Here is a 23,724-nt window from a genome sequence, read left to right as displayed (position 1 = left end):
AAATCTGAGCCAGAAACTTGACGCTGGACATGGTCATCGCCAAAAATCCGGCGGCGGCGGGTGAGGGTGTCCTCGTCCGGGGCCCGGGCAGCGGTCAGGTCGCCGAGGGCGGCCAGCCGGAGGGCGAGGTTCGACGCCGAGGTCAGGGTGTCGGGGTGGTCATCGCCGAGGATCAGGCGGCGGGTGAGGGTGTTTTCGTCCAGGGCGACAAGGGCCCGCGACCGCGAGCGCGGCTGAATCGGGCAATAATCTTGGACGGCAACATTCATTGCTCATGAAACGGAATAAGACAATCGAACCTGTTCGGTAGAACTGGAGATCCTAAGTCGTAGATAATATACGCAGTCGCTACCCTCGTGGGTGGTTAGCGTACACTCGTCCCGCAGTGTTACGGCCCTCGTAATGACTTCTGGAGCACCTGGGGGGCCGATGTGTCCAATCATTTGTGCCATTTGTACCTCATCTAGCAGGTCGCAGCACTGATGCACGCTCACCCCGACGGTGCCAAGCGCCGGGTTCGACTGCGGATCAGCCATCTCGGCCGTGAGATTAATGGATACCGTTCGACCCTCGGCGGCATGGAAGGGGGGAGAGAACATTGTCACCGTTGTATGGGGAAGGAATGCCTCGTTGATCGGCAGCGACACGGAACCACTACACGACTTGTCGGTTCGTGGCTCAATTTCGGCGGGCACTGAAATCACATCCGATGAGTCAAAATTCCTGTCGACCTAGTCCAGCAAGCCGCGGACTAGTCCGTCGGCTACAGTGCACAGATCTGTTCTTGACTATTGATCACTATATTCACCCGACCATGGACCCACTGTATGGCGCAAAGGTTCCCGCTGCCATGCGGCCGCGACAGTCGACCTTGGCGTCGGCAGTGCTGTCGGCAAAGCGGTGAGAGCGGGCAGTTGTCCGAACGTTCAGCATATCGCCGATAAATGCGATCCTTCTAGGCGCAGCACATCTTGAAATTGGTCGTGATAGCCGCTGAGGGCACTGTTTCATCAAGTGTTCATTGCAGGTCGACCGCAACGGCGAAGTTGCCATCTTGCTCCACCCACTCAAGAATCATGCTGCAAGCGCGGTCGATCGAGTGCTCAGATCTTAGGGTGTTCTCACGTGGCGAGTCGCGCGAAGGAGATCAGGGCTGCGGCGAGGGTGAGGAATCCGCAGTACAGGTATCAGCCGGTAGGGTGCCGAAGTGCTCGTATGCACCATGGCCTGCCCAGCACTCGATATCGTAGTTCCATCTGGAATTTCACGTACAGTGAGTTGGGAGGAGACCGCAATGGCCGACCCTAAGCCCGGTGTGGCACGCATCGTCAAGCTCGGCGCGGAGACGCTGCTGATCGCGCCCATTGAGAACGGGCAGGACGTGCCCGAGGATGACTACACGATCAACAAGATCGAAGCAGTCCCGGCCGAGGAGATCACCGGCGCCGCCCCCTGCGGGGCGAAAGCGGGCTGTGGGGGGAAAGGCACCTGCAGCGGCGCGTGCGTCATCCGGTTTGCTGTCCAATGAGCGGTGAGTTGCAGAGGTCACGCTATAACTCGTTCGTGCGCCGGGGTGACAGCTGGGTCGGCTACAACGCACGTACTGGCAGCTTTGCTCGCCTCTCCGCCGCCGTCGGTGACGCGCTACAGTCGCGCGAACCGGTGGTGGAGACGGTCGACACGTCGGACCTGCTGGAGATGGGCTTCCTTCATTACGGCGACGAGCTGCAGCAGGTGATCTCCGTCTATCAGAGCGGCCAGGCGAGTGGCGACGCCATCGGCCTCACGATCGCGCCGACACTCGCCTGCAACAAGGCGTGCACCTACTGCTACCAGAACGAGTACCGCACAGACCGTGTGATGTCCTCCGAAACGCAGGACGCCACGGTGCGCTACGTGCGTGCGAGGGTTGCGGAGGGCTGGAAGGCGGTCAACTGCACCTGGTATGGCGGCGAGCCGCTACTCGCCGCTGACATCGTCGTGGACCTCTCCGTCCGGCTGCGACAGGTGATCGAGAAGGTCGGCGGCACGCTCGAGCCGATGGGCATCGTCACGAATGGCACACTGCTCGACCATGGGATGGTGAAACGGCTGATGGATGTCGGCATCACCTTTGCGCAGATCTCCTTTGACGCGCTGGTGGACGAGGGTCGCGAGAGCCGCGGCGTGCTCGATCCCAATGGCGAGCCATCCGTGATCCTGCGAAACGTGATCCACGCCGCGCGGCATCTCGACCTCAGCCTGCGCATCAACGTCCATCGCGCCAACGCCGAGGACGTGCCGCGCATCCTGGAGGTTCTGCGCGAGCACAAGCTGGACCAACTCGCCCACCTCGCTCGCACCGACGACCTGGACGGCGAGGCGGGCTGCGTCACCGGTCCGGACGGCCAGCGCTCCAAGCCTACGGTGAAGACCCTGCCGCTATACGTCGTGAGTAGCACCAAGCCGCGAGCGCCTGTCAAAGAGAATCCGGAGGTGATGACGCGGCCGGAGTACGCTCGCTTTGAGCAAAGCATGTTCCGAATGCTGCCGGACTCCCCCCAGGAACTCGTCTCGCGGCTGACGCCAAAGAAGCACTTCTGCGGCGCCACCATGGGAACAATGTTCGTGATCGACCCGGCCGGCGATATCAGCCGCTGCTGGGACAGCGTCGGTGTCGCGGCTGAGGCGATGGGCAACGTCCGCCAGGTGGACTCAGACATGACGGAAACGGCGATCGCGGAAAAGTGGCGGACGATGTCGCCGTTCGTCTATCCGTCCTGCACCGCCTGCCCGGTGCTGCCACTGTGCATGGGCGGATGCTCCCACCCCCGTGTCTTCATGGACTCCAAGAAGTCGCCGTGTGAAGCTATCAAGTTCCAGATCAACACCGCGGTGGAAACGATCGGCCAGATTATCCGACTGCCGGATCTGCAGCCTACCGCCCCCGAAGAGTAGAGAGGAGTAGATGTGCCGGAGGAACAGCGTCCCTTCCGCGTGCTGCCGGGGTCGAACCGGCTGGTGCAGCTCAAGCCGGATGTGATTCCGCCGATCACCGGCTTCGGCACGCTGGTCGCACCGAACACGCTGCTCGTCCCGAACGAGTTGGCGGATGCGCCCAACCAGCCACTGATCGGCGATGTCTTTGACAATGTGACGATCGAGTTCCCGCTGGACCCGCCCTTCGCCTTCGGGGCGGGGGCCGTCGAGAACGACGACAACTGGGGGATTGGCCCAGAGGGGCTGGACGCGGCCCGCTTCTGGGCGCGGGGGTTCCGCGGGCAAGGGGTGCGCATCGGCATCGCCGATAGCGGCATGGACAGTTCGCACCCGGCGTTTGCGTCGCTGACGGCCGAGGGACGGCTGGTTGCGTTTGCCCACTTTAATAAGGAAGCGCAGAAGCAGTTGCAGCGGAGGGCGGACGGCTCGCTGCTGGCGGACAGGGAGGCGGCGCCGACCTTCTCCCACTGGCACGGCACGCACTGCGCCGGCGTACTTGTCGGCCAGCCAACCGAGGGCAAGGCGCGCGGCATGGCGCCTTCAGCGGAGCTGGCGGTGACGCGCGTGCTGGAGCAAGCCAACGAAGGCTCAGTGGCGGGCATCGGCGCGGGGCTGTCTTGGTTTATGGAGCAGGCGTGCGACGTGGTCTCGCTTTCGCTGGGCTGGCCGGGGCTACACGAGGAGTGGGCGGCGGCGATCGAGGCGCTGCTCGACGCCGGCGTGGTGGTGGTTGTGGCGGTGGGCAACGAGTTCACGGTGGCAGGCGTACCCAAGTCCCGCTCGCCAGCCAACTACCTGACCGCGCCAAGCGATCCGGCGGCCGGCATCCTGATCGCCGTCGGCGCTCACGACCAGACCGGCGCCATCTGGGATGACAGCGGCGGCGAAGAGGTGGACTGGAGCCGGGTGAAGGTGAGGCAGACGGACGGCAGCACGCGACCGTCGATCTTCGCGGATGTACCACCGCGGATGGTGCCGGCGCTGGTGGCGCCAGGTGTGGCCATCGTCTCGTCCATACCGGAGGGCAAGTACTTCTCCTCGCCGGGCACCTCGATGGCGACGCCGCATATCGCCGGCCTGCTCGCGCTGGTGCTCTCCGCTCTGCGCGCACATGACCCGAGTGCGCGCCCCCGCGCCGCCGCGGACCTGGTGCTGGCCAGCCTCGCGGACCTGCCGCCATCCGGCACCGATAGCCGTTCCGGTGGTGGCCGCGTGGACCTGGACCACCTGCTGGATGCGATCGCCGCCGCGACTGGGTGAACACCGCAAGCCAGCCCTTGATCGCGTTGCTCGTCCCTCTGCCAATCACCGCCGGGACCATGGCTGGCCTAGCGATCTTTGGTCGCTAGGGTCTTCAGGTTTGTGTCACGTTTCAGGCTGCGGGTGCGAGACGGGCGTGATCGATGTAGTTGTCGACGTGGTGGTCGAGGGTGCGCAGTGCGTGGCGGAGTTCGGGTGGGGCCTGGGGTTGGTCGGCGGTGAGCGGGACGAGGAGCCGGTTGTAGATCTTGGTGTAGAAGACCGCGATGCGGATGCCCTCGCCGGTGAGGGTGTAGCGGTTGCTGTGCGGCAGGCGTCGGATGAGGCCGGCCAGGCGTAGCCGGCGTAGGTCGTAGGTCATCTGTCCGGGGCGGTAGTTGCTGCCGAGCAGCCCGGCGATCAGGACACGCAGGTTCTTGTTGGTGAAGCCGGTTGCGGCGAGCAGTGTCTGGCAGAGGGCACCGGTCAGGGCCATGACCCGAGGGTCACCGAACCGTAGGGCCGGGGTCCGCCGTCCGTCGGTGTCGATGGTGGGGTGTGCGATCCGCTCAAAGGCTGGACTCGCGAGGACGCAGCCCTGGCCGGCACGTTCGGCGTCCAGGATCCGGTGGTTGGCTGCGCGGGCTTTGGTCTGAAGGTCGTCGAGGTTGCGCAGGCGGGCGTTGCATCCCAGGTCGCGGGGGGCGTTGATGACGGTTTCGATCCGCATGGCCCGGCCGTCTTTAAGGTACTGCTTGATCCGGGAGTGCTTGTAGAACAGGTTGACCATGACACCGCCGTTGTCGCGGCGGTCGATCGCGGTCCGGAAGACGCCGCGGGTGTCGCGGCGGATGAGCCGGTTGAAGATGATTTCGACGTTGTGTGGCCGGCCGAGGTCGAGGTTGTCCGCGACCAGGGCCTCGAAGAAGCCGCGGGCGTGGCGGGGCGCGTCGAACACGAGGGTGCGCGAGATCTCGATCTGGCGCATCGAGGTCTCCCACCAGTAGCCGGCGTCCCGGTCGATGCTGGTGAACGGCAGCGGCAGCCGGGCGAGCCAGCGTTGGACGAACACGTTGATCGTGCCTGGTCCGAGCCGGTCGCAGATGTCCTGCAAGGCGCGCGGGTCGTTGGTGGCGGCGAACCCGTTGGACAGTTCACGGAAGCCGATCCCGGCCTGGGCCGCCTGCCTTTTCGCCCATTCGTGCCCGTTCAGCCAGATCTTGGCCGGGTAGGGGAAGTAGGTGCAGACCTTGACGAACGCCGGTCCGAAGTCGGTGTCCCACAGGTAGAAGTAGTAGACGCTGACCCGCCGGTCGGCTTTGGTGAACCGCCACTGGACGGCTCCGCTGGTCGTGTGGTGTTCGTAGGCGGTCCAGACCCGCTGGAACTCCTGGGCCTGCCCGATCGCGGCGATGCCGGAGCGGCCGGTGGCGGCCTGGCGGTCCAGGTACGGACGCATCACCTCCAACTTGCCGCCCACGTCGTCCTTACCGAAACGCACCCACGGGATACCGTTGGCCTCGGCGTAGGAGTTCACCGCCCGCCGGAACCGTTGCCCGATCTGGTTGAACAGCGCCGGCGACGGAAACGGATATCCCAGATGGCTGGACAGGAACGCCACCACCTGCCCTGATGTCTGGAGTATCGGCACATAGGCGTTGAGATAGATCCGGTCCAGGCACTGGATGTCCAGCGCCACGTGTCCGTCGAGTACCTCGCTGACCGTCACCGTATGCGCACCCATCACCGGCCTCCTGGCACGGCTACGGTCGTCAGGATGCTCCCACCAGCACCAGGAGCACCAACCCAACCACCCTGCTCGGCGGTCCGAGGCGAAGCCTCACTGTTACTGCAACGGCACTTGGCTGTGCCCGCGTCGTTTGTAGTGGCAGCGTCGGGCCTGGTGCTGGCGGCGCCGGCGCCAGTCCGACCAGGCCCAGACGAAGTCGGCGGGATGTAGCCGGTGGAGCAGGGTGGCGATCAGTCTGCGGATCTCGGGTAGGGTCAGTCCGATCATGCCCATGCCGGTGGGCAGAGGTCCCCTTTTACCTGGTCAGCGCGAGCCGCGGCCAGGGCGGCGTAGGCCAGCATCGACAAGGTGATGTGGGCGTACCAGGCCCGCCAGGAACGGACCTGGTAGTCGTCCAGCCCGCAGGTCTGCTTCGCCTGCTGGAAGCATTCCTCGTGCTCCCAGCGCCACTGGTAGAGCCCGGCGAGCGCGGCCGCCGGGGCCTGCTCGGGGGCGAGGATGTTGGTCAGCAGCGCGAACAGTTCGCGCCCACCGTTGCCCTCCCGGTCGGGGACGTCGTACTCGACCACCCGGACGTAGCGGGCCTTCGCCCGGTCCAGCACCCGGCCCTCGGCCGCGGCGGCGAGCAGTTTCTCCCGGGCCTTCCCGCGGATCTCCGGGTCGATCACCACGGAGAGGTAGGCGCCGTCGGCGAGGGGCTTCAGCACGGGAAGGCGCAGGTCCGCGCTGGCCTGTGGGTGCCGGAAAATGGGGTCGGGTCATGCGGCCTGCTGGTATTCGTGGATGAGCCCGCCGAGCCGATCATGTCGGACGACCGAGGTGCCGGGTTCGGGCGGTGGGTTGGTGCTGGTGCTGGTGCTGAGCGGTGCCTGTTGCTGGAGTGATCGGTGGGGGCGGTGCTGGTTGTAGTGATCGACGTAGTCGGTGAGTACGGCGGTGAGGTGTCGTTCGCCGAGGATGAGGAGGTGGTCGAGGCACTCGCGGCGGACGGTGCCGACCCACCGTTCCGCGAAAGCGTTCGCGACCGGCGTCCGTGCGGGCGTTCGCACGATATCGATGTTGTCGGTGGTGAAGACGGTGTCGAAGGCGGCGGTGAATTTCGTATCGCGGTCGCGGATGAGGAAACGGAACCGTGCAGCCCGCTCGCCTGTGGTCATGAGCAGATTGCGGGCTTGCTGGGTGACCCAGTCGCCGGTGGGGTGGCGGGTGACCCCGGCGAGGTGCACCCGGCGGGAATCCAGCTCGATGACGAACAGGACGTACAGCTTGCTCAGCAGGACGGTGTCGACGGTGAAGAAGTCGCAGGCGAGGATGCCGTGGGCTTGGGCGTGCAGGAACTGCCGCCAGGTGAAGCCGGAGCATCGAGGTGCGGGATCGACCCGGGCGGAGCGCAGGATCGTCCAGACGGTGCTCGCCCCGACCTGATAGCCGAGTCGGATCAGTTCGCCGTGGATGCGGCGGTAGCCCCAGCGGGGGTTTTCCTTGGCGAGGCGGAGGATCAGCTGGCGGATCTCCGCTGAGGTGGAGGGCCGGCCGGGTGGGCGGTGTGGCCTGGTCCAGCGGCGGCGGACCAGCTGGCGGTGCCAGGCTACTCGACCCACATCCCCTCCGCCGGGTGCAGGGACGCGAGCAGACCCGCAGTCTCGCCCTCGGCGCCGCAGATCTCGCACCATGTGCGGACGTCCGCCGCTGACGGGGGCCGGGTGGCGTGCTCGATCTTCGAGATCCTCGTACGCTCCCACCCGGCACGGGCAGCCCGCTCGATCGCGGTCAGACCGGCATCGCGGCGCAGTCAACCGATCTAGACCGGTGCGCTGACCGCTCGCGCGATGCGGTGGCCGACAAGCCGCTCGGCTACGGCGAGCGGATGCCATGCGGCACCGTGCACCTCGGACTCCTGGATGCGCCCCACGTCCGCATGCGCCGTGGTGAAGGCGTACCCGATGTCGAGGTGGTAGTGATCCGGCTCGTCCTTTTTCGGTCGTGCCGGGACCTGGCCGTACTCGATGTAGACGGGGCTCTGCGACGCGGGGAAGACCATGTCGAGGTCAACACCGGTCTCCTCCGTCAACTCGCGCATTGCCGCGCCGATGAGTGTGGTATCGGTCGGTTCCAGGTGGCCGCCAGGCTGCAACATGATCCCGTACGCGCGGTGCTCGACCAGCAGGATCTCGGTGTCACCGCAGCTGTCACTACGGACCAGAAGCGCACCGGCAGTTACGTGCATTGGAAAGGTTCGCCGTGAGGCGAAATCCCGTCCTTGAGAAAGTAGTAGCAGCGGCTCAGCCAGCAGCGTGGCATCATCCGGGTAACACTCGATGTAAGCGGAAAGAGCACTCGATATATCTGAATCACTGATCGCCACGAGCTGCCTCCGCGTCGGCTCGCAAGATCAGCCTTCCGGGACCTCCTGCTTGAACGTGAGCGACGAGATGCGACACAACCAGCTCCGTACATAGTGCATGGTGTACCAGGAAGCCCGCATCCTACACTCGGGGACTCGGCGGTGCGTATGTGCCACGCCGGGAAGCGGCAAGGGGCAGGTCTCCGACCAGATCTTTGCAGGGAGCTGTTCAGCTGTGGTGCAGCCAGCCCTTGATTGTTTCGGCTAGGTGGGTTGGGCGGTGAGTGGATGCCTGGCGCTGGTGGTGAACGGCTGGGCGCGTGCGCTGAGGGTGCCGAGGCTCCATTCGTTGGCGGTGTGCAGGTAGGAGGATTGCGTGACGGCGAAGTTGGCGAGTCCGGTCAGAGTGAGCCAGTAGCCCTAAGAAAAGATCAGCTGATATTCAGAACCCGCTCAAATAAGTCAGGAATCATGCCATATTGCCATCGTGTATCTAGCGTAGTGAATAATCCGACTATCTTTATTTGTCGCATTCTCTCCACCGGTTCGTGAGGTGCCGCGTGGTCGATCCGTCCCACATCCATCGCCGTACGAGCGGTACAGTGCGCCGGGTGCGCGACCAAGATCGCCGCAGCCTGCTCCTCGCGTACGCCGTGAGTGCGGCTGGGACCGGCGTCGGGTCGGGGGCGCTGCCGATCGTCGCCGTCCTTGTCCTGCACGCCTCCGCGTTCGAGGTGTCGTTGCTGTCCGGCCTGGCCGGGCTCACCGCCGCGGCGGTTCTGCTGCCACTGGGCGCCGGCATCGAACACCGACGCAAACGACCCGTGATGATCGCGGCGGATCTGGTGCGGTGCGCCGCGCTCGCCAGCGTGCCAGCTGCCGCCGCACTGCATGTGCTCACCTACCCGCAGCTGGTCGCGGTCGGGGCGATCTCCACGACCGCGTCAATCGCGTTTGCCGCCGCCAGCGGGGCGCATCTGAAAGCGATGACGGACCCGGCGGGACGTCTGGCGACGAACAGCTGGTTCGAGACCGCCGACTGGACAGCGAGTACGGCGGGTCCACCGGTGGGCGGGCTGCTGATCGGCGGCCTCGGGGCCACCGCCACGATGGCCATCGACGCAGCGTCCTACCTCGGCTCCGCCGTAGGCGTGCGGCGCATCCGCGCAGCTGAACCGCCGCCGCCCGAGCGCTCCGCCGACTCCGGCATCCGACCGGGATGGCGCTACATCTTCGCCCACCCCGGATTGCGGCCACTGTTCCTCAACGCGATGCTGTTCGGCGGCCCGGTCATCATGACCCTTCCGCTGCTCGCGGTCCTCATCCTCGACGACCTCCACCTGCCCGCGGCAGCCTACGGACTGTCCCTGGGCCTACCGTGCCTTGGTGGAATCGCCGGATCACGGCTCGCGCCCGCTCTGACGCGCAGGTACGGGCAGCGGCGTGTCCTGCTCGCCGCCGGTGCGGCGCGCGCTCCCTGGCTGCTGCTGTACCCGCTCGCGCCCCACGGCCTGGCCGGACTCGCGATCATCATGCTGGCGGACACGGCCCTGCTGACCTGCGCGGGAGTGTTCAACCCGGTGTTCGCGACCTACCGGATGGAGGTCACCGCCGACGCCTACATGGCCCGGGTACGGACTGCCTGGGGGATCAGCGCCAAGACCATCCAGCCGCTGTTCATCGTCGCCGGTGGCGGGCTCGCCGCGCTCACCGGAGTCAGGACCACGCTGCTCATCGCAGGACTCGCCTGCGCGGCCAGCGCCGCGCTGCTGCCGTACCGGACACCGGCGAGAGAGGCCGCAGCCCTCGGCACGATCCTCCCGGACGTACGACAGGCCCGCCCTGGGCGCAGGTGGCCTGCCCCTTGGGCGCGCTCCTGATCGAGATGGATGGTCGCCGTCGCCGGCTACGGGGCTAACGATGCCGATCTAACGAGCCGGTCGCGCCAGCTCGTCGACGTGCTGTCAGCCCGAGCCGGCATCCTTCTGGTGCTCAGCCACGCGACCGTGGGCTTCGCGTTGGCGGAGACCGCCCGACGCAACACCGCCGTGTACCGGCAGTGGGGTATCTCGCTCCAGGCCTGGGACCGCGCGCAGGTCGCGGCACTGGTCCTGGCCACGATGGTTTCTGCTGGCTGCCCCGGAGGTTCAGGCGGTCGGGTTCCAGCGGGTGATGACGTCGAGGGTGGGCGCGGTCGCGGTGCCGCGCGGCTCGGCGACGAGGCCGGCGGACTCTGCCACCTCGGCCACGTCGTCGATGGTCTTCACCAGGCGGCTGGTGGCTTCGGCGAGCAGGAGTGCGCGGGTCAGCAGGCCCTTGGTCTGCTTCGCCTGGTAGCTGAGTGGACGGCGGACCCAGCGCCCGTCGACGAGTTTCTCGGTCAGGGCACGCACGGGCAGGGCGTTGGCGCGGAGAGGTCCGGAAAGGGATGGCACGGTCGCGTAGTCCGACGAGCGGAGGTCCACGATGAGGTGCTCGCCGACGGCGTCCGGGGCGCAGGCGAGCAGGTCGGGCAGGGCTGGCGCGAGGCGGGCGCGCCAGAAGGCCGCGAGCACGGTCGGTGCGGTACGGCCACCGAGGCCGGGGATCGCCGCCGCCATGGCGACCCGGTGGTCGGGTACCGACTCGGCCGCGCGGAGGAGGCCGAACGCCCCGTTGGAGACGAACAGGGTGTGGCCGGCCGCGGCTCGCGCGGCGGGTGGCAGCGTCGCCGGAGCCAGCGCCTGGTAGAGCACGCCCACGAACCGGTCGAGCGCTGGCATCGTTGGTGCGTCCAGCATCGCGGTGTTGGCGGCCAGGTCGGCCTGCGCGCGCGAGGCCGGCAGCCGCAGCGCGACGACGGCCGCGTGCGGGTCGACCCGGCAGAACGCCGCGACCGCCCGCGCGACCTCGGCGCGGGCTTCCGCGAGCGGGCCGTCGCCGAACCCGGCCGTCCACAGCGACGGCCCGTCGCCGCCCTCGGCCTTCCCCTCGCTCGGCGGCAGCAGGATCCGCACCTACCCGACCTCATTTCACGATCTTGGCATCCCGACGTTCTGTGCTGCCAAGCTACGGTGGCCTCGAGGTTGATCAGTCCGGCGGGCGCCCGGGCGTCCGCCGCGTGATCGCCGTGATCGCCGTGGCTGTTTCGTCGGCCCACCTGTGGTCGAGCGGTCCGACGTCGAAGATCAGTCGGTACCACAGCGGGGTCTGTTGCATTGGGGGATGGCAGGGCATGGTTGACCCTGTCGAGCGGGTGATCAGATCGTGAGGGTGAGCTCGGTAAACGCGGCTGTGAGCCGTGCGTGCGGGTCGGTGTCGGTCCCGAGTTCGTAGTGGCCGCGGAGGATGTTCTGGACGAAGGCGTGCCCTGCGCTGATCGTCTGGGCAGAGCGCAGGCGTTTCAGCCCGCGCATCGGCCTGAGCCGGGCTTTCAACCGGCCATGATCAGCTTCGATCCGGTTGTTTTCCCGCGCGGCGTCGACGTGGCAGGCCTCGGGCAGCAGTTCATCGAGGATCCGTGGGTAGACGGGGGCCTTGTCCGTGGTGACCTCGACCGGCCGCCGGCCATGCGCCAGGGCTCCGGTGAAGAACCGGCGGCCGGCGGCCTGGTCGCGTCGTTCGCTGGCGAGGATGTCGATGACCTGCCCGTGCTGGTCAACCGCCCTGTACAGGTACGTCCACCGCCCGGCGACCTTGATGTACGTCTCGTCGACGAACCACCTGTCACCAGGACGGTGCCGGCAGGGCCGCGCGGCGTCGAGCAGCAAGGGCGTGAAGCGTTGGACCCACCGGTACACAGTTACGTAATCAACGTCGATGCCGCGTTCGGCGAGCAGCTCCTCGACGTCCCGGTACGACAGCGTGAACCGTAGGTACCAGCGGACCGCCAGCACGATCACCTCAGGCGGGAACCGGAACCCGGCGAACTCCGATGTCGGAGCCGGTGGACGGACACGACGTCGACGCATCGTTCGATCATGACTGATCGGCAGCCGCGTGATGACGGACTTCGCCGATGCAACAGTGCCTCTGAAACGATACGTCGCCCGCGAGATCTACAACGCCATCCCGCGCACCAGCCCACCGGCCACTGCGGCCACTTGACAACACAGGGGCGTCAGCCCCGAAAGACATCCCAGGAGGTCAGATGTCAAGCCGCGAGCTGTTCGGTGGACGGGGGCCTGGGTTGATGCGCTCAATCTGGGTTTCCTTCAGTCGTTAGGGTCACCGCCCGAGATGCTTCCCGATGAGCCGCGGCGTTTCATGGTGCCAGCAAGATTTCCTCTGACCATGGCCACAAGGGGATGGTCGGGGCTGAGAGCCCGCAGACTGCGAGTCAGGGTCTGTTCGTACAGGCGGACGGCCTCGTCCGGCCGGCCTGCTGCCTCATAGGCGGTGGCGAGGTTGTTGCAGACAAGCAGGGTGTCCGGGTGGTCGGGGCCAAGCACCTCCACGATGTCGGTCAGGGTCTGTTCATATAGGCGGATGGCTTCTTCCAGCTGGCCTGCCGTTTTGTAGGTGCGGGCGAGGTTGTTGCGGGAGGTCAAGGTGGCAGGGTGATCGGGCCCGAGGATTCGCAGATGGTCGGTGAGGGTCTGTTCGAGTAGGTGGATGGCCTCGTCCAGGCGGCCCGCGATCTGGTACGCACTGGCGAGGTTGTTGCGGGAGATCAAGGTATGCGGGTGGTCGGGCCCGAGAATCCGTAGCCGGTCGGTCAGGGTCCGTTCGTGCAGGCGGACGGCCTCATCCAGCCGGCCCGCTGCCTCATAGGAGCGGGCGAGATTGCCTCGGGAGGTCAGGGTTTCGGGGTGGTCAGGGCCGTGGATCCGTAGCCGGTCGGTGAGGGTCTGTTCGTGCAGGTGGATGGCCTCGTCCAGGCGGCCCGCCGTGTCATAGGCGAGCGCGAGGTTGTTGCGGGAGACCATGGTGTGCGGGTGGTCAGGGCCGTGGATCCGTAGCCGGTCGGTGAGGGTCTGTTCGTACAGGTGGACGGCCTCGTCCAGGCGGCCCGCCTGCTCGTAAGCCCGGGCGAGGTTTTCGCGAACGAACAAGGTGTTCGGGTGGTCGGGGCCGAGGGCCCCCACCATGTCGGTCAAGGTCCGCTCCTGCATACGGATGGCCTCGTCCAACCGACCTACCGTCGCATAGTTGTGGGCGAGGTTGTTGCGGGCGATCAAGGTGTTCGGATGGTCGGGGCCGAGTACTCGCAGCCGGTCATCCAGCGTCTGCTCGAACAGGTCGATGGCCGCGTTGAGCTGTCCGATCTCTGCGAGGTAGATCGCAGCCCGATCCCTCAGCCATCCTGTTTCGTCGGACCCTGACGTGAGGGATGCACGTTGTGCGTCGAGCACGGCGAGGACATGCGGGAGAAGTTGTTTCCACCGCGGCCATACCTCGGGATTGCCCTCCACATCCCCGGACAGGTCAGCGGCCAGCATCCGGCAGGCCGTGGCGTGCACGGCGGGCCGAGACTCGGGAGGGGTGTGGTCTCGGAGGACCGTTTGCACCAGCTGGTGCACCGTGAGCGTGCCGGTACCGGGTTCGACTTTGGCGAGGCCCAGCGTTTGGAGACGGTGGACCATCTCCCCAAATAACGGTGGTGTCGCGACCAGGGCGGTGAGCGCAGCCAAAGGTTGCGCGTCGGCCGAGGCCGATGCACCGTGGTGCTGCCGGGAATGTTGGGGTTGGACTGGCGGGCTGACGATATCCGCCAGCACGGGGAAGAGATCGAACGGGATCGGTGCCGAGCCGAAGAACCCACAGAGGTGCAGGAGATCGACTACGGCCGGTTCGTCCGGGCCGGTCATGTCCAAAGCCAGGTTCCAGGCCGCGGCCACCACCGCCGGATACCGCTCCGGTGCCCCCCGAAGCCTCCCTATCCTGATGTCTAGCGCGGTGAGGTAGTCGGCGAGACTCATCCCGGTCGAGGCCAGCCACGCCCCCGCCTGTTCCAGCGCCAGCGGGAGATCCTCAAGGGTCTCGGCGAGTCGGTCGGCGTCGGTATCGTCCAGGTCGGGCAGGTGGGAACGCAACAGGGCGACTGCGTCAGCGCGAGGCAGCCCGACTGCCGTGTCAGTCCTATCGCGGCTACCATCACACACTGTGCGATTTTTTCACATGAAGCTTCCGATATGTGGCGCTATGGATGATCGGAATTGAACCTGAGGGGTGCCAGAAGTCGGCTTGGGCCTGTGACCTGGGGTGATGCGACTATGCAGAGCTGGCGGCATGATGGGCAGTTGTGCCCGTGCGCCTGCTGTATCTGATCTTCGTGCGGGTGTGTGGCTGGCTGGTTCTCCTCGGTCGTTCGTCGGCGTCGAAGGACATCGAGCTGCTGGTGCTGCGGCATGAGGTCGCGGTGCTGCGCCGTACCCAGCCGAAGCCCCGGTGGGACTGGGCGGACCGGGCGGTGCTCGCCGCACTGATCCGACTCCTGCCCAGGGCACTGCGAGCACACCGGCTGGTCACGCCCGGCACCGTTCTGCGGTGGCACCGCCGCCTGATCACACGGACATGGACCCACCCGCAGCGGACCGGACGGCCACCGATCAGCTCGGAGATCGCCCCGCTGATCGAGCGGCTCGCGACCGAGAACCCGACATGGGGCTACCAGCGGATCCAAGGCGAGCTCCTCAAACTCGGCCACCGGGTGAGCACCTCCACGATCCGCCGGGTCCTGAAGACCCTGGAGCTACCCCCGGCGCCGACACGGCAGACCGACACGACATGGCGGCAGTTCCTGCGTACGCAGGCCTCGACGATGCTGGCAGTGGACTTCTTCCACGTGGACTGCGCGGTGACGCTGCGGCGTCTGTACTGCTTCTTCGTCATAGAGGTCGGCTCCCGCACCGTCCACATCCTCGGGGTCACCGCCCACCCGGACGGATCGTGGACCACCCAACAAGCACGGAACCTTCTGATGGATCTCGGCGACCGGGCTGCCGACTTCCGGTTCCTGGTCCGTGACCGGGCCGGGCAGTTCACCGCGTCATTCGACGCGATCCTCGCCGATGCCGGTATCGACGCGATCAAGATCCCACCCCGAACGCCGCAGGCGAACGCCTACGCGGAACGGTTCGTACGAACCGTCCGGACCGAGGTCACCGACCGGATGCTGATCTTCGGTGAGCGGCACCTGCGCGTTGTCTTGGCCGAGTACGTACGGCACTACAACGGACGACGACCCCACCGTGGCCGCGACCTTCAACCACCACGGCCCGACCACCCCGTCGCCGACCTGGCCAGGGAACGGATCAAGCGCCAGCCTGTCCTCGGCGGCCTGATCAACGAATATGAACGAGCCGCCTAAAACCCCAGGTCAACACCGGTGGCCGAGTTCTGGCACCCCACAGGGCGACGACCCGTTCGCCTGGGTGACGGCGGAGGGCTTCCGCAGGGTCAGTGAGATCAACGTGCGAGGCGTCGTCAACGGCGTCGTCGCTGCGCGGCATCTCCCGCCCCACCAGCGACCGGCGGACATCGTCATCACGGCGTCCGTAGCAGGCGTGGCCGCGCTTCCCGTCGACCCGCTGTACAGCATGTCGAAGCATGCCGTGATCGGGTTTGCGCGATCAATCGCGCCAACGCTCGACGGGGTCGGCATCCGGTTGCAGGTGATCTGCCCCGGCGGCGTCGACACCGCGCTGCCGCCACCGGATCTCCGCATTGCCGGGCGCGTGTTCGCGCCGGCGAGCTACATCGCCGATGGCGTGCTCCACGCGCTCGAGGTCGGGGCGGCGGGCGACGTCTGGATGGCCACCGATGCCGGCCTGCCGTACTGGAAGTACGAGTTCACCCCGATCCCGCGGGCCGCGCCGGTCCCGGTGGACTGACCGGCCAGAGGCCGACCGGTGTCACGCCGACGCTGAATCCGCGGTCGTCCAGCATCCGCCCCCACGACCTCACCGACGCAAGGACGAGGTGGTGCTCGACCACCTCGACCTCCGTCCCCCCCGGCCGCACGGTCGTAATCCGGGTGATGAGGTCGTCGAGGTCGTCGAGGCAGTGCAGCAGCGCGGTGCACAGCAGGTTCGCATGTCCGGTGATGGCCGCGCAGACGCGCGTCTCGGGCGGGACTGGAGAAGCTGGGCCTGGATCCGGCGGGCCTCGCGGAACGGCACCCCGGCTTGTCCAGCGTGTCGGTCACCTGTTACGGCTCGGTCGGGCCGTGGGCCGACCGCGGCGGCTTCGACATGACCGGCTCGGCCGCATCCGGGCTGATGGTCGCCGAAGGGTCGATGGACGAGCCGAAGCTTCCCGTCACGGAGGTGATCAACGACTTCATCGCCGGCTACGCCGCGGCGCTCGTCAAGCGCGCCACCGTCGGCGGTAGCTGGCACGTAACCGTCAACCTCACCCGCAACGCGATGTTCTGCCTGTCCTTGGGCTTGGTGGACCCGGCGCTCGCGGGAACCGACGATGAGCACACGATGCGCGAGCCGGGATCGTTCGACGGGGACACCCCGCTGGGTCGGCTGCACTTCCCGGCGCCACCCGTGCAGTTCAGCGCGACCCCGCTGTCGTGGCCGGAGCCGGCGCTGGTGCCGCGTGCTTCCAGTCTGCCGTGTTGGCGCTGAGCATCTCGGCCATTCCGCCCCGACGGCCGTGCGCACGGCACTTCGACGCGCCTCACAGCGCCCCCAGGGCTCGCGCCGCCTCGACCAGCGCGGTGTTCCCGGGTGCGGGGTTCCCGTTGGGGAGGAGGAGGGTGTCCTCCAAGCCGATTCTGGTGTCCAGACCTCGCGCCACGGCGTATTGCAGGGCCGGCCAAGCGCTGCTTTCTTTGCCATGGAGCAAGACGGGTATGCCTTCGAGCGTCCGGCCACCCGGTCTTAGGCCGGCAGCCTCGAGCAGCTGGTCGGCGCGCGCTTCGGTGGTGGCGCTGTCGGGTAGGTCGCCAAGCTCGATCAGGACTCGGATGCACTGATTGCGTAGCGGAGAGTCCTGCCAGGCTCGGATGGCTTTGCGGTGCCAAAGTCCCGCTTCCACCCCGACTCCGCGGGCGAGCAGGGCATCGGCGACAGCATCGGTTCCCGGCTCGTGCCAATTCACCGAGGCGAAGTCGGGCAGAAGCGTCCACGAATCGATCGCGTCCACGCGGTTGACTGAGTTCGATACTGCCGACGCAGCGGTGCTGACCCCGATGGGCATTTTCGGCACAGCGGCGCGGACGGCCTCGAGTGCTGCTGCCAAGCGGTCACCGTCGAACGTGTCGGCGCCAACCTCGTCCTTGACGTGGAGGTGCACGGCAGCTGCGCCCGCCTCACCCGCTGCCGCAGCAGCGGCCGCCAGCTGGTCCGGCGTGACCGGTAGAGCGGGGTGGCTATCGGGCCGACGTATGCCGTTGAGGCAGGCTTTCAACATCGCGCAGCGATCCGCTTGATCATCGCACTTCCCTCTGTCTTCGGACGGGATGAGCGCGGCTCTGCGCGCACGAGACGAGATGGCCAGTACCCCGGTCGCGCGTGTGGGGCTCCAGAATCCCGATTTGGCCTGTGAGCTGGTCTTTTGCGGTTGACGGGATCTTCCGCGCAAGTAGTCAGGCGGCGTTGCGATATTCGTTGATCAACCCGCCGAGGATGCGTGTGCGACGGACGGTGGACCCCGGGAGCGGGGCGGGCACGGGTGGCGAGTCGGGTGGGTGCTGGCCGAGGGAGTGGTGAGGCCGGTGGGTGTTGAAATGCTCCGCGTAGCTGTCGAGGACTGACGTCAGGTGCTGTTCGGAGACGATCAGCAGCCTGTCGGTGCATTCGCGGCGGGCGGTGCCTACCCAGCGTTCCGTGATCGCGTTCGCCTGCGGGGCTTGTGGGGGTGTGCATACCACGTCGATACCGGCTGCGGTGAAGACAGCGTCGAAGGAAGCCGTGAACTTCGTATCGCGGTCACGGAGGAGGAACCGGAACCCGTGGGTACGCTCCTCAAGATCCATCAGCAGGTTCCGTGCCTGCTGGGTGACCCAGGCCGTGGTCGGATGCTTGGTGACCCCGAGGAGGTGGACTCGGCGGGTGGCGTGTTCGACGATGAAGAACACGTAGATCCGTTGCAGGAACACGGTGTCCACGGTGAAGAAATCGCAGGCCAGCACGCCGGAGGCCTGGGCGCGCAGGAACGTGCGCCAGGAGGCGTCGGCGGCGGGGCGCGGGATCGACGCCGGCGCGGTGCAGGATCCGCCAGACGGTAGCGACCCCGACCGGGTAGCCCAGCCCGAGGAGTTCTCCTTGGATCCGGCGGTGGCCCCAGGTCGGGTTCTCCTGCGCGAGGCGTAGGACCAGTTCGCGGATCTCCCGGCGGACCGGCGGCCGACCGGACGACTTCCGTGGATAGGTCCATTTGCGTGCGAGGAGGTCGCGGTGCCACCGCAGCACGGTGGCTGGGGTGACGAAGAACGAATCCCAGCGGGCTCGGGGGAGCAGCCGGGACAGGGCTGCGAGGATCACCCGATCCTTCGGTTCCAGCACCGGGCGGTTCACCTGCCGGCGCAGCACCGCCACCTGATGTCGCAGGACGAGGAGCTCCACGTCTTTCGCGGTGTCGCCGCGCACGCGGAGCAGCATCAGTCCGAGAGTGTTGCGTGTCAGGGCGTAGAGCAGCGACCACACCATGACCATCCAGCTTGCCCGACGCAGGCCCTGCCCAGCGGGCAACCGCGCAGGTCACCGCCCGAATCGGGGTTCTGGAGCCCCACAGGGCCGTCGGGAAGCGGAATTTTCTTGTGTGCACCACGCGGGAGGGGATGCGTTGCCCGGAAGGGGAGTGAGGTCCGCCCCTCGGACCGCGATCCCGCGTTACCGGGCACAGCACGCGGGGCGTGGGCTGTGAGGATGACCGCGTCGGTCAGGCGGCCAGTGGCCTGTGGGTGCCGAAGGAACGCTGGTGGTAGGTGAGCGGCGGGCCTTCCCCGCCGGATTCCGCGGTGATGACGTGGGCGAGCAGGACGGTGTGGTCGCCGGCGGTGACGTACTCGTCGACCTCGGCGGCGATCCATGCCGCCGAGCCGGGCAGGCGGGGCAGGTTCTCGCTGGGCGACCAGATGACGTCGTCGAACTTGTCCCGGCCCGGCCGGGCGAAGGTGGCGGCAAGTCCAGCCTGGTGGATGCCAAGGATGTTGAGGCCGAGGCGTCCGGTGCGGCGGATGATCGCCAGCAGGTGGGAGCGGTTGTCCAGGGACACCAGCACCATCGGGGCGTCAGGGACAGGGAGGCGAAGGCGCTGACCGTGGTGCCGTGCGGGCGAGGGCCGTCGTCCATCGCGGTGACCACGGCGACGGGGGAGGCGACGATGGCCATGGCGTCGCGGAACGCCTGCAGGGTGACGGTGCTGGTGGGCTGGGTGGTGGGCATCAGCGGGCCGTTTCTGTGACGCGGGGGTCGAGGCCGTACTGGTCGCGGGCTCCGAGGTGGTCGCGGAGGGTCGGGCCCTCGTAGTCGTGGTGGAAGAGGCCGCGTTCCTGCAGGAGGGGGACGACCTGGTCGACGAAGGCGTCGACGCCGTCGTGGTAACCGTCGATGGCCAGCGAGAAGCCGTCGCAGGCCCCGGCCTCGAACCATTCCTGCATGTGGTCGGCCACGTCGGTGGCGGTGCCGGCGACGACCGGGTGGTAGTCGATGACGCCGTGCGCCAGGACGTCTCGCAGAGTCCAGCCCTCTCGCGCCACCTCAAGGGCGCGGGCGGAGCGGGCATCGTGCGGGCTGGGTACGGCATCGGCCAACTGGCGCGCGGTCAGCGGCTCGTCGAGCAGCTCGTGGCTCAGCGGCAGACCGATCATCGCGCCGAGATAGCGCACACGCCGGCGCAGGTCGACGGACTCGTCCAGGAAGCGCCGCCGGTCCAGGGCGGCCCGCCGTGAGGAGGCGATGGTCGGCATGAAGCCGACGAACATCTTCACCTCGTCCGGGTCGCGCCCGGCCTGCTTGGCGGCGTCCCGCAGTGCGCCCAGCTGGGCGATCCCGTCGTCGATCGTCATCGGGTTGGCGTACACGCCGCTCGCGTACCGGCCCGCCAGCTCCAAGCCGTAACTGCCGCCGCCCGCCTGGAAGATGACCGGCTGGCCCTGCTCGGACGGCGGGATGGGCAGCGGCCCGCGGGAAGCGACGTGGCGGCCCTGCAGGTTGACCGGCTGGATCTTGCCCATGTCAGCGAACCGCTTGCCCTCGACGTCGAGGACCCAGGCGTCCTTCTCCCAGCTGCCCCACAGCGCCTGCACGATCTGGACGAACTCGTGGGCGCGCTCGTACTTCTCCGCGCGGGGCGGGATGGGGGAGCCGAAGTTCGCCGCGGCCGCCGGGTGAGAGGTGGTGACCGCGTTCCAGCCGGCCCGGCCGTGGCTGATCACGTCGAGGGCCTTGTACTGGCGGGCGAGGTTGAAGGGCTCGTTGAAGGTGGTGGAGCCGGTGGCGACCAGGCCGATCCGCTCGGTCTCGCGGGCGATGGCGGTGAGGACGATGATCGGGTCGATGGGGTGGTGCGGGTGCTCGTTCTCCAGGTCCACGTCCAGGACCGGGGTGTCCGCGATGAACAGCAGCTGGATCTTGCCGCGCTCGGCGGCCTGTGCGTAGCGCACGAACTGGTCCATGTCCGTGTAGCTGGACAGGTTCGTCCCGGGCAGCCGCCATGCCCCGGGCTCGGATCCGTAGCCGCTGGTGAACTGCATGGCCAGGAGCATCTGTGAGCGGGTCATGGGAACGCCTCCAAGCGGGCAAGAGGAAGCGGAGGATGCCTCCGATTACCTTCTCGATAATACGGAGATGGCCTCCGGATTGCAAAAGGGGCGGCACGCGACGGCCGAGAGTGCCGGGTGCGGTCGGTGCTTCCGGGTGGTTCTGGGCCGATGCGCCTGTGTGACCGGCGGGCAGCCGTGCGCCGCAACCGCGCGGGGCCGCGGCACCGGGGCACGCGCGGGCGTTGTTCACGTCCCGTCGTGTCTCCGATGCCGCGGCCCCGCGCGAGCGTCGCCCTGTGGATGGGCGGGGTGTCAGCGGTGGGCGGCGCGGTTCATCTCGACGACGTCGTCCAGGGTGGCGTTGGCCGGGAGGGCGGCGAAGCGCTCGAGCATGCTCTCGCGGACGGCGGCGTCCTTGACGCGGTCGGCCGCGGCCAGGGCGGCGGGGAGCTCGTCGAGGGTCAGCTCGGTGCAGTAGGCGGGGCCCATCGGCTGCTGGCGCCACGAGTCGGCCAGGGGGCCGGCGTCGTAGGGGTCGAAGCCGGTGTCGTCGACCAGGCTCATGGCCGCCTTCTTCGCGTCCTCGGAGTCGCCGGCCACCGGGATCGCGATACGGCCCGGGGTACCCGCCGGAACACCCCGGGTGCGCTGGGTCTCGGCCAGGGCGGCGTTCCACGCCTTGACGACGGGCCGACCAAGGAGCTCGGAGGTGTACACGCTCTCCACCTTGCCGCCGTCCTCCACCTCCTCGATCCGCCCGCTGAGGTGCGGGTAGTAGTTCGAGGTGTCGATGACCACGGTCTCGGCAGGGGCGGTGGCGAACAGCTCCGCCAGCTGCCCCGCCACCCCGAACGGGATCGCCAGGATGATCGCGTCCCGGCCCTGCACCGACTCGTCCAGGGTCACCGCGCGGGCGCCGGTCTCCAGCACCTCGGCGGTAACGGCCTCGGGGCCCCGGGCGTCCGCCACCTGGACGTCGTGACCGGCCAGGCTCAGCTTGCGGGCCAGATTTCCACCGATGGCTCCAGCACCGATAACAGAAATTTTCATGATTTGCCCCTTTGAAGGTTGTGCCACCCCTGCGGGCGGCGCGATGTGATGACGGTGTGGCGGGATTGCCGGGCCATTGCCAGATCCCGTGGGGCGCCGGGGCGTTCCCGCGGCCCGGTCTTGAGCGAGTTGCCGACCGCTAGGTGCGGTCGTCCGGCTCGCGGTATCCGTTGGCGACGAGCGCCCGCAGCCGGTCGACCGATTCCCCGGTGGCGCCGGTGCCCTTGATCCAGGCGACCGAGCAGGCCGCGAGGAACAGGTCGTAGCCCGTCGCCGACGGGCGTACGTACCCTGTGCGCTGTGCGGCTCGCGCGTACTCGTCGGTCGTGGCGATGAGCTCGTCACAGGGGACGGTGAGCGGATTGTCCGGGTCCTGCGCCCGGGTCGCCGCCATGAGGGGTTCCGGCAGTCCGCTGTAGGCGCTGAGGTAGTCCTCCATCGCCCGCAGCCACTGCGTCAGCGCCGTGCTGGCGTCGTCGATGCCGGCGATGTCCTCGCGGCGGGTCACCAGTTCCGCGGTGCGGGACTGAAGTACGGCCGCCAGCAGGGCCTCACGGGTGGGGAAGTGCCGGTACAGCGTTCCCGGCCCGACGCCCGCCTCCTTGGCGACCGCTTCCAGTGACGTGCCGACCCCGTCCCGCAGGAAGTGGCGCTGGGCGGCCTCCAGGAGGGCCGCGCGATTGCGCTGGACGTCGGCGCGGGGCTTGCGCCCCTGTTGCCCCCTGGCGTTCATACGCCCTCCTGCACTCTTCCGGTCCGGTGACCCGATCGAAAACGGAGGCTATCTCCGAATTGCCTCCACGGTAAACCGGAGGCTTCCTCCGGTCAAATCGGGCGCCACTGCCCCGCTGGTGAGCACGGCATGATGCGTGTACCTGCCGGAAGCGCCCGGCCAGAGGCAGAGCGGAGCCCTCCGGCCGAACCGGATCGCCCGGCCGGACGGGGACCGGGTGCGCGAACGTGCGCAACCACCGGCCCGGCCTGCCGGGCGTGCGGGCCACCCATGGCGGCGAAGCCTCCCGACGGTGACAGTCCTGCGCAGCGCCTCATCACGGCGAGCACTCTCGCAGCACCCGCCTCAGTCCTCGTACAGGGCGATGAGGCAGCCCGTGACTCCGCCGGGTCTGTTGCATTGGGGGAAGGCAGGGCATGGTTGACGCTGCCGAGCGGGTGATCAGATCGCGAGGGTGAGCTCGGTGAACGCGGCTGTCAGCCGTGCGTGCGGGTCGGTGTCGATCCCGAGTTCGTAGTGGCCGCGGCGGATGTTCTGGACGAACGCATGCCCTACGCTGATCGTCTGGGCGGAGCGCAGCCGTTTCAGTCCGCGCATGGGCCGGAGTCTGGCTTTCAGGAGGCTGTGGTCGGATTCGATCCGGTTGTTCTCCCGTGCGGCGTCGACGTGGCAGGCCCCGGGAAACAGCTCAACGAATCATCCCCACGGACGTGAGGAGGACTGGTCCCACCCCGGCGAGACCCTCCTCTCGCCGGGATCACCCCCACGGGCGTGGGGAGGACTCCCAGCCCACCCCCGGACCGGCGACCGCATCATCGGTACGTACTCCGTCGCGGTCCGGCAACCCAGCTAAGCCGCGACCGGTAGACGGCGCGACACCAGATCCGGGCACACGCCAGTGATGAGGCAGGGCCGGGCGAGCGCGTGCCCGCGACGTGCCCAGCCAGGGAACGCCGACCCGGTCGTTTTGTGAGCGACACGCCGAATTA

The 23,724-nt window shown here is 67.7% G+C and carries 22 protein-coding genes and 2 pseudogenes; 7 read left to right on the top strand and 17 right to left on the bottom strand.

What is annotated here, in order from left to right; translation table 11 throughout:
• A partial coding sequence (locus tag AC559T_RS34610; protein WP_498871383.1) for a tetratricopeptide repeat protein occupies window positions 1-269 on the bottom strand: 269 nt, incomplete at its 3' end.
• Window positions 270-1,294: 1,025 nt separating this feature from the next.
• Here AC559T_RS34610 and AC559T_RS34605 point away from each other — a divergent pair.
• From AC559T_RS34605 to AC559T_RS34595, 3 genes are read left to right on the top strand one after another with little or no spacing between them, the layout of a single operon-like run.
• Window positions 1,295-1,528 carry a hypothetical protein gene (locus AC559T_RS34605; RefSeq protein WP_498871382.1) on the top strand — a complete coding sequence of 78 codons (234 nt, stop codon included), beginning with the start codon at window positions 1,295-1,297 and terminating at the stop codon, window positions 1,526-1,528.
• Window positions 1,525-2,937, top strand: coding sequence for a radical SAM protein (locus AC559T_RS34600; protein ID WP_498871381.1), 1,413 nt, complete (start codon window positions 1,525-1,527; stop codon window positions 2,935-2,937). The genes AC559T_RS34605 and AC559T_RS34600 overlap by 4 nt, the downstream gene beginning before the upstream one ends.
• A 12-nt stretch (window positions 2,938-2,949) precedes the next feature.
• Complete coding sequence (locus AC559T_RS34595; protein WP_498871380.1) at window positions 2,950-4,239, top strand: S8 family peptidase; 1,290 nt, start codon at window positions 2,950-2,952, stop codon at window positions 4,237-4,239.
• 112 nt (window positions 4,240-4,351) lie between these two features.
• On the opposite strand, the gene AC559T_RS34590 is transcribed toward AC559T_RS34595, so the two are convergent.
• From AC559T_RS34590 to AC559T_RS34565, 6 genes are all read right to left on the bottom strand, one after another.
• Window positions 4,352-5,962 carry a hypothetical protein gene (locus tag AC559T_RS34590; RefSeq protein ID WP_498871379.1) on the bottom strand — a complete coding sequence of 537 codons (1,611 nt, stop codon included), beginning with the start codon at window positions 5,960-5,962 and terminating at the stop codon, window positions 4,352-4,354.
• Window positions 5,963-6,064: 102 nt separating this feature from the next.
• Window positions 6,065-6,235, bottom strand: a complete 171-nt coding sequence (locus tag AC559T_RS34585; RefSeq protein WP_498871378.1) for a hypothetical protein — start codon at window positions 6,233-6,235, stop codon at window positions 6,065-6,067.
• The gene (locus AC559T_RS34580) at window positions 6,232-6,675 is read right to left on the bottom strand and encodes a transposase (protein WP_498871377.1); all 444 of its coding nucleotides are present in this window, start codon (window positions 6,673-6,675) and stop codon (window positions 6,232-6,234) included. The genes AC559T_RS34585 and AC559T_RS34580 overlap by 4 nt, the downstream gene beginning before the upstream one ends.
• Before the next feature lie 51 nt (window positions 6,676-6,726).
• Complete coding sequence (locus tag AC559T_RS34575; protein ID WP_498871376.1) at window positions 6,727-7,569, bottom strand: integrase core domain-containing protein; 843 nt, start codon at window positions 7,567-7,569, stop codon at window positions 6,727-6,729.
• The gene (locus AC559T_RS34570) at window positions 7,557-7,760 is read right to left on the bottom strand and encodes a helix-turn-helix domain-containing protein (protein WP_498871385.1); all 204 of its coding nucleotides are present in this window, start codon (window positions 7,758-7,760) and stop codon (window positions 7,557-7,559) included. Before AC559T_RS34570 ends, AC559T_RS34575 begins: the two co-directional genes overlap by 13 nt.
• A gap of 9 nt (window positions 7,761-7,769) precedes the next feature.
• Window positions 7,770-8,333, bottom strand: coding sequence for an NUDIX hydrolase (locus tag AC559T_RS34565; RefSeq protein ID WP_498871375.1), 564 nt, complete (start codon window positions 8,331-8,333; stop codon window positions 7,770-7,772).
• A 590-nt stretch (window positions 8,334-8,923) separates the two neighbouring features.
• On the opposite strand from AC559T_RS34565, the gene AC559T_RS34560 reads away from it, so the two are divergent.
• On the top strand, window positions 8,924-10,192 hold the full coding sequence (locus tag AC559T_RS34560; RefSeq protein ID WP_248832773.1) for an MFS transporter: 1,269 nt from the start codon (window positions 8,924-8,926) through the stop codon (window positions 10,190-10,192).
• A gap of 267 nt (window positions 10,193-10,459) precedes the next feature.
• On the opposite strand, the gene yaaA is transcribed toward AC559T_RS34560, so the two are convergent.
• From yaaA to AC559T_RS34545, 3 genes are all read right to left on the bottom strand, one after another.
• Complete coding sequence (gene yaaA, locus AC559T_RS34555; RefSeq protein ID WP_498871374.1) at window positions 10,460-11,308, bottom strand: peroxide stress protein YaaA; 849 nt, start codon at window positions 11,306-11,308, stop codon at window positions 10,460-10,462.
• A gap of 243 nt (window positions 11,309-11,551) precedes the next feature.
• Window positions 11,552-12,262, bottom strand: coding sequence for an IS6 family transposase (locus AC559T_RS34550; protein WP_498871373.1), 711 nt, complete (start codon window positions 12,260-12,262; stop codon window positions 11,552-11,554).
• Window positions 12,263-12,505: 243 nt separating this feature from the next.
• The gene (locus tag AC559T_RS34545) at window positions 12,506-14,326 is read right to left on the bottom strand and encodes a tetratricopeptide repeat protein (protein ID WP_498871372.1); all 1,821 of its coding nucleotides are present in this window, start codon (window positions 14,324-14,326) and stop codon (window positions 12,506-12,508) included.
• A 209-nt stretch (window positions 14,327-14,535) separates the two neighbouring features.
• Here AC559T_RS34545 and AC559T_RS34540 point away from each other — a divergent pair, with 209 nt between their 5' ends.
• The 3 genes from AC559T_RS34540 (at window position 14,536) to AC559T_RS34530 (ending at window position 16,870) form a co-directional block, all read left to right on the top strand.
• The gene (locus tag AC559T_RS34540; RefSeq protein WP_498871371.1) at window positions 14,536-15,603 is read left to right on the top strand and encodes a transposase; all 1,068 of its coding nucleotides are present in this window, start codon (window positions 14,536-14,538) and stop codon (window positions 15,601-15,603) included.
• Complete coding sequence (locus AC559T_RS34535) at window positions 15,587-16,126, top strand: SDR family NAD(P)-dependent oxidoreductase (RefSeq protein WP_498871370.1); 540 nt, start codon at window positions 15,587-15,589, stop codon at window positions 16,124-16,126. Before AC559T_RS34540 ends, AC559T_RS34535 begins: the two co-directional genes overlap by 17 nt.
• 243 nt (window positions 16,127-16,369) lie before the next feature.
• Entirely contained in the window at window positions 16,370-16,870 is a 501-nt protein-coding gene (locus AC559T_RS34530) for a CoA transferase (RefSeq protein ID WP_498871384.1), read from the top strand.
• A gap of 52 nt (window positions 16,871-16,922) precedes the next feature.
• On the opposite strand, the gene AC559T_RS34525 is transcribed toward AC559T_RS34530, so the two are convergent.
• From AC559T_RS34525 to AC559T_RS34495, 7 genes and pseudogenes are all read right to left on the bottom strand, one after another.
• A complete protein-coding gene (locus AC559T_RS34525) occupies window positions 16,923-17,657 on the bottom strand; it encodes a 3-keto-5-aminohexanoate cleavage protein (RefSeq protein ID WP_498871369.1) in 735 nt (244 codons plus the stop codon).
• Between the two features lie 175 nt (window positions 17,658-17,832).
• A pseudogene (locus AC559T_RS34520) lies at window positions 17,833-18,937 on the bottom strand (integrase core domain-containing protein).
• Window positions 18,938-19,127: 190 nt separating this feature from the next.
• Entirely contained in the window at window positions 19,128-19,472 is a 345-nt protein-coding gene (locus AC559T_RS34515; RefSeq protein WP_498871368.1) for a flavin reductase family protein, read from the bottom strand.
• Window positions 19,473-19,632: 160 nt separating this feature from the next.
• Window positions 19,633-20,970 (bottom strand): NtaA/DmoA family FMN-dependent monooxygenase, encoded by a 1,338-nt coding sequence (locus AC559T_RS34510; protein WP_498871367.1) that lies wholly within the window; start codon window positions 20,968-20,970, stop codon window positions 19,633-19,635.
• Between the two features lie 294 nt (window positions 20,971-21,264).
• Window positions 21,265-22,002: an NADPH-dependent F420 reductase gene (locus tag AC559T_RS34505; protein WP_498871366.1), complete on the bottom strand. Its 738-nt coding sequence runs from the start codon at window positions 22,000-22,002 to the stop codon at window positions 21,265-21,267.
• A gap of 139 nt (window positions 22,003-22,141) precedes the next feature.
• Window positions 22,142-22,735, bottom strand: a complete 594-nt coding sequence (locus AC559T_RS34500) for a TetR/AcrR family transcriptional regulator (protein WP_498871365.1) — start codon at window positions 22,733-22,735, stop codon at window positions 22,142-22,144.
• A 441-nt stretch (window positions 22,736-23,176) separates the two neighbouring features.
• A pseudogene (locus tag AC559T_RS34495) lies at window positions 23,177-23,425 on the bottom strand (DDE-type integrase/transposase/recombinase); the annotation flags it as partial.
• Window positions 23,426-23,724: the final 299 nt, after the last annotated feature.

This window comes from Frankia sp. Hr75.2, assembly GCF_949319125.1.
GTDB classification, from domain to species: domain Bacteria; phylum Actinomycetota; class Actinomycetes; order Frankiales; family Frankiaceae; genus Parafrankia; species Parafrankia soli.
The sequence above is the reverse complement of the archived record's forward strand: the minus strand, read 5'-3'. Positions and strand labels throughout refer to the sequence as shown.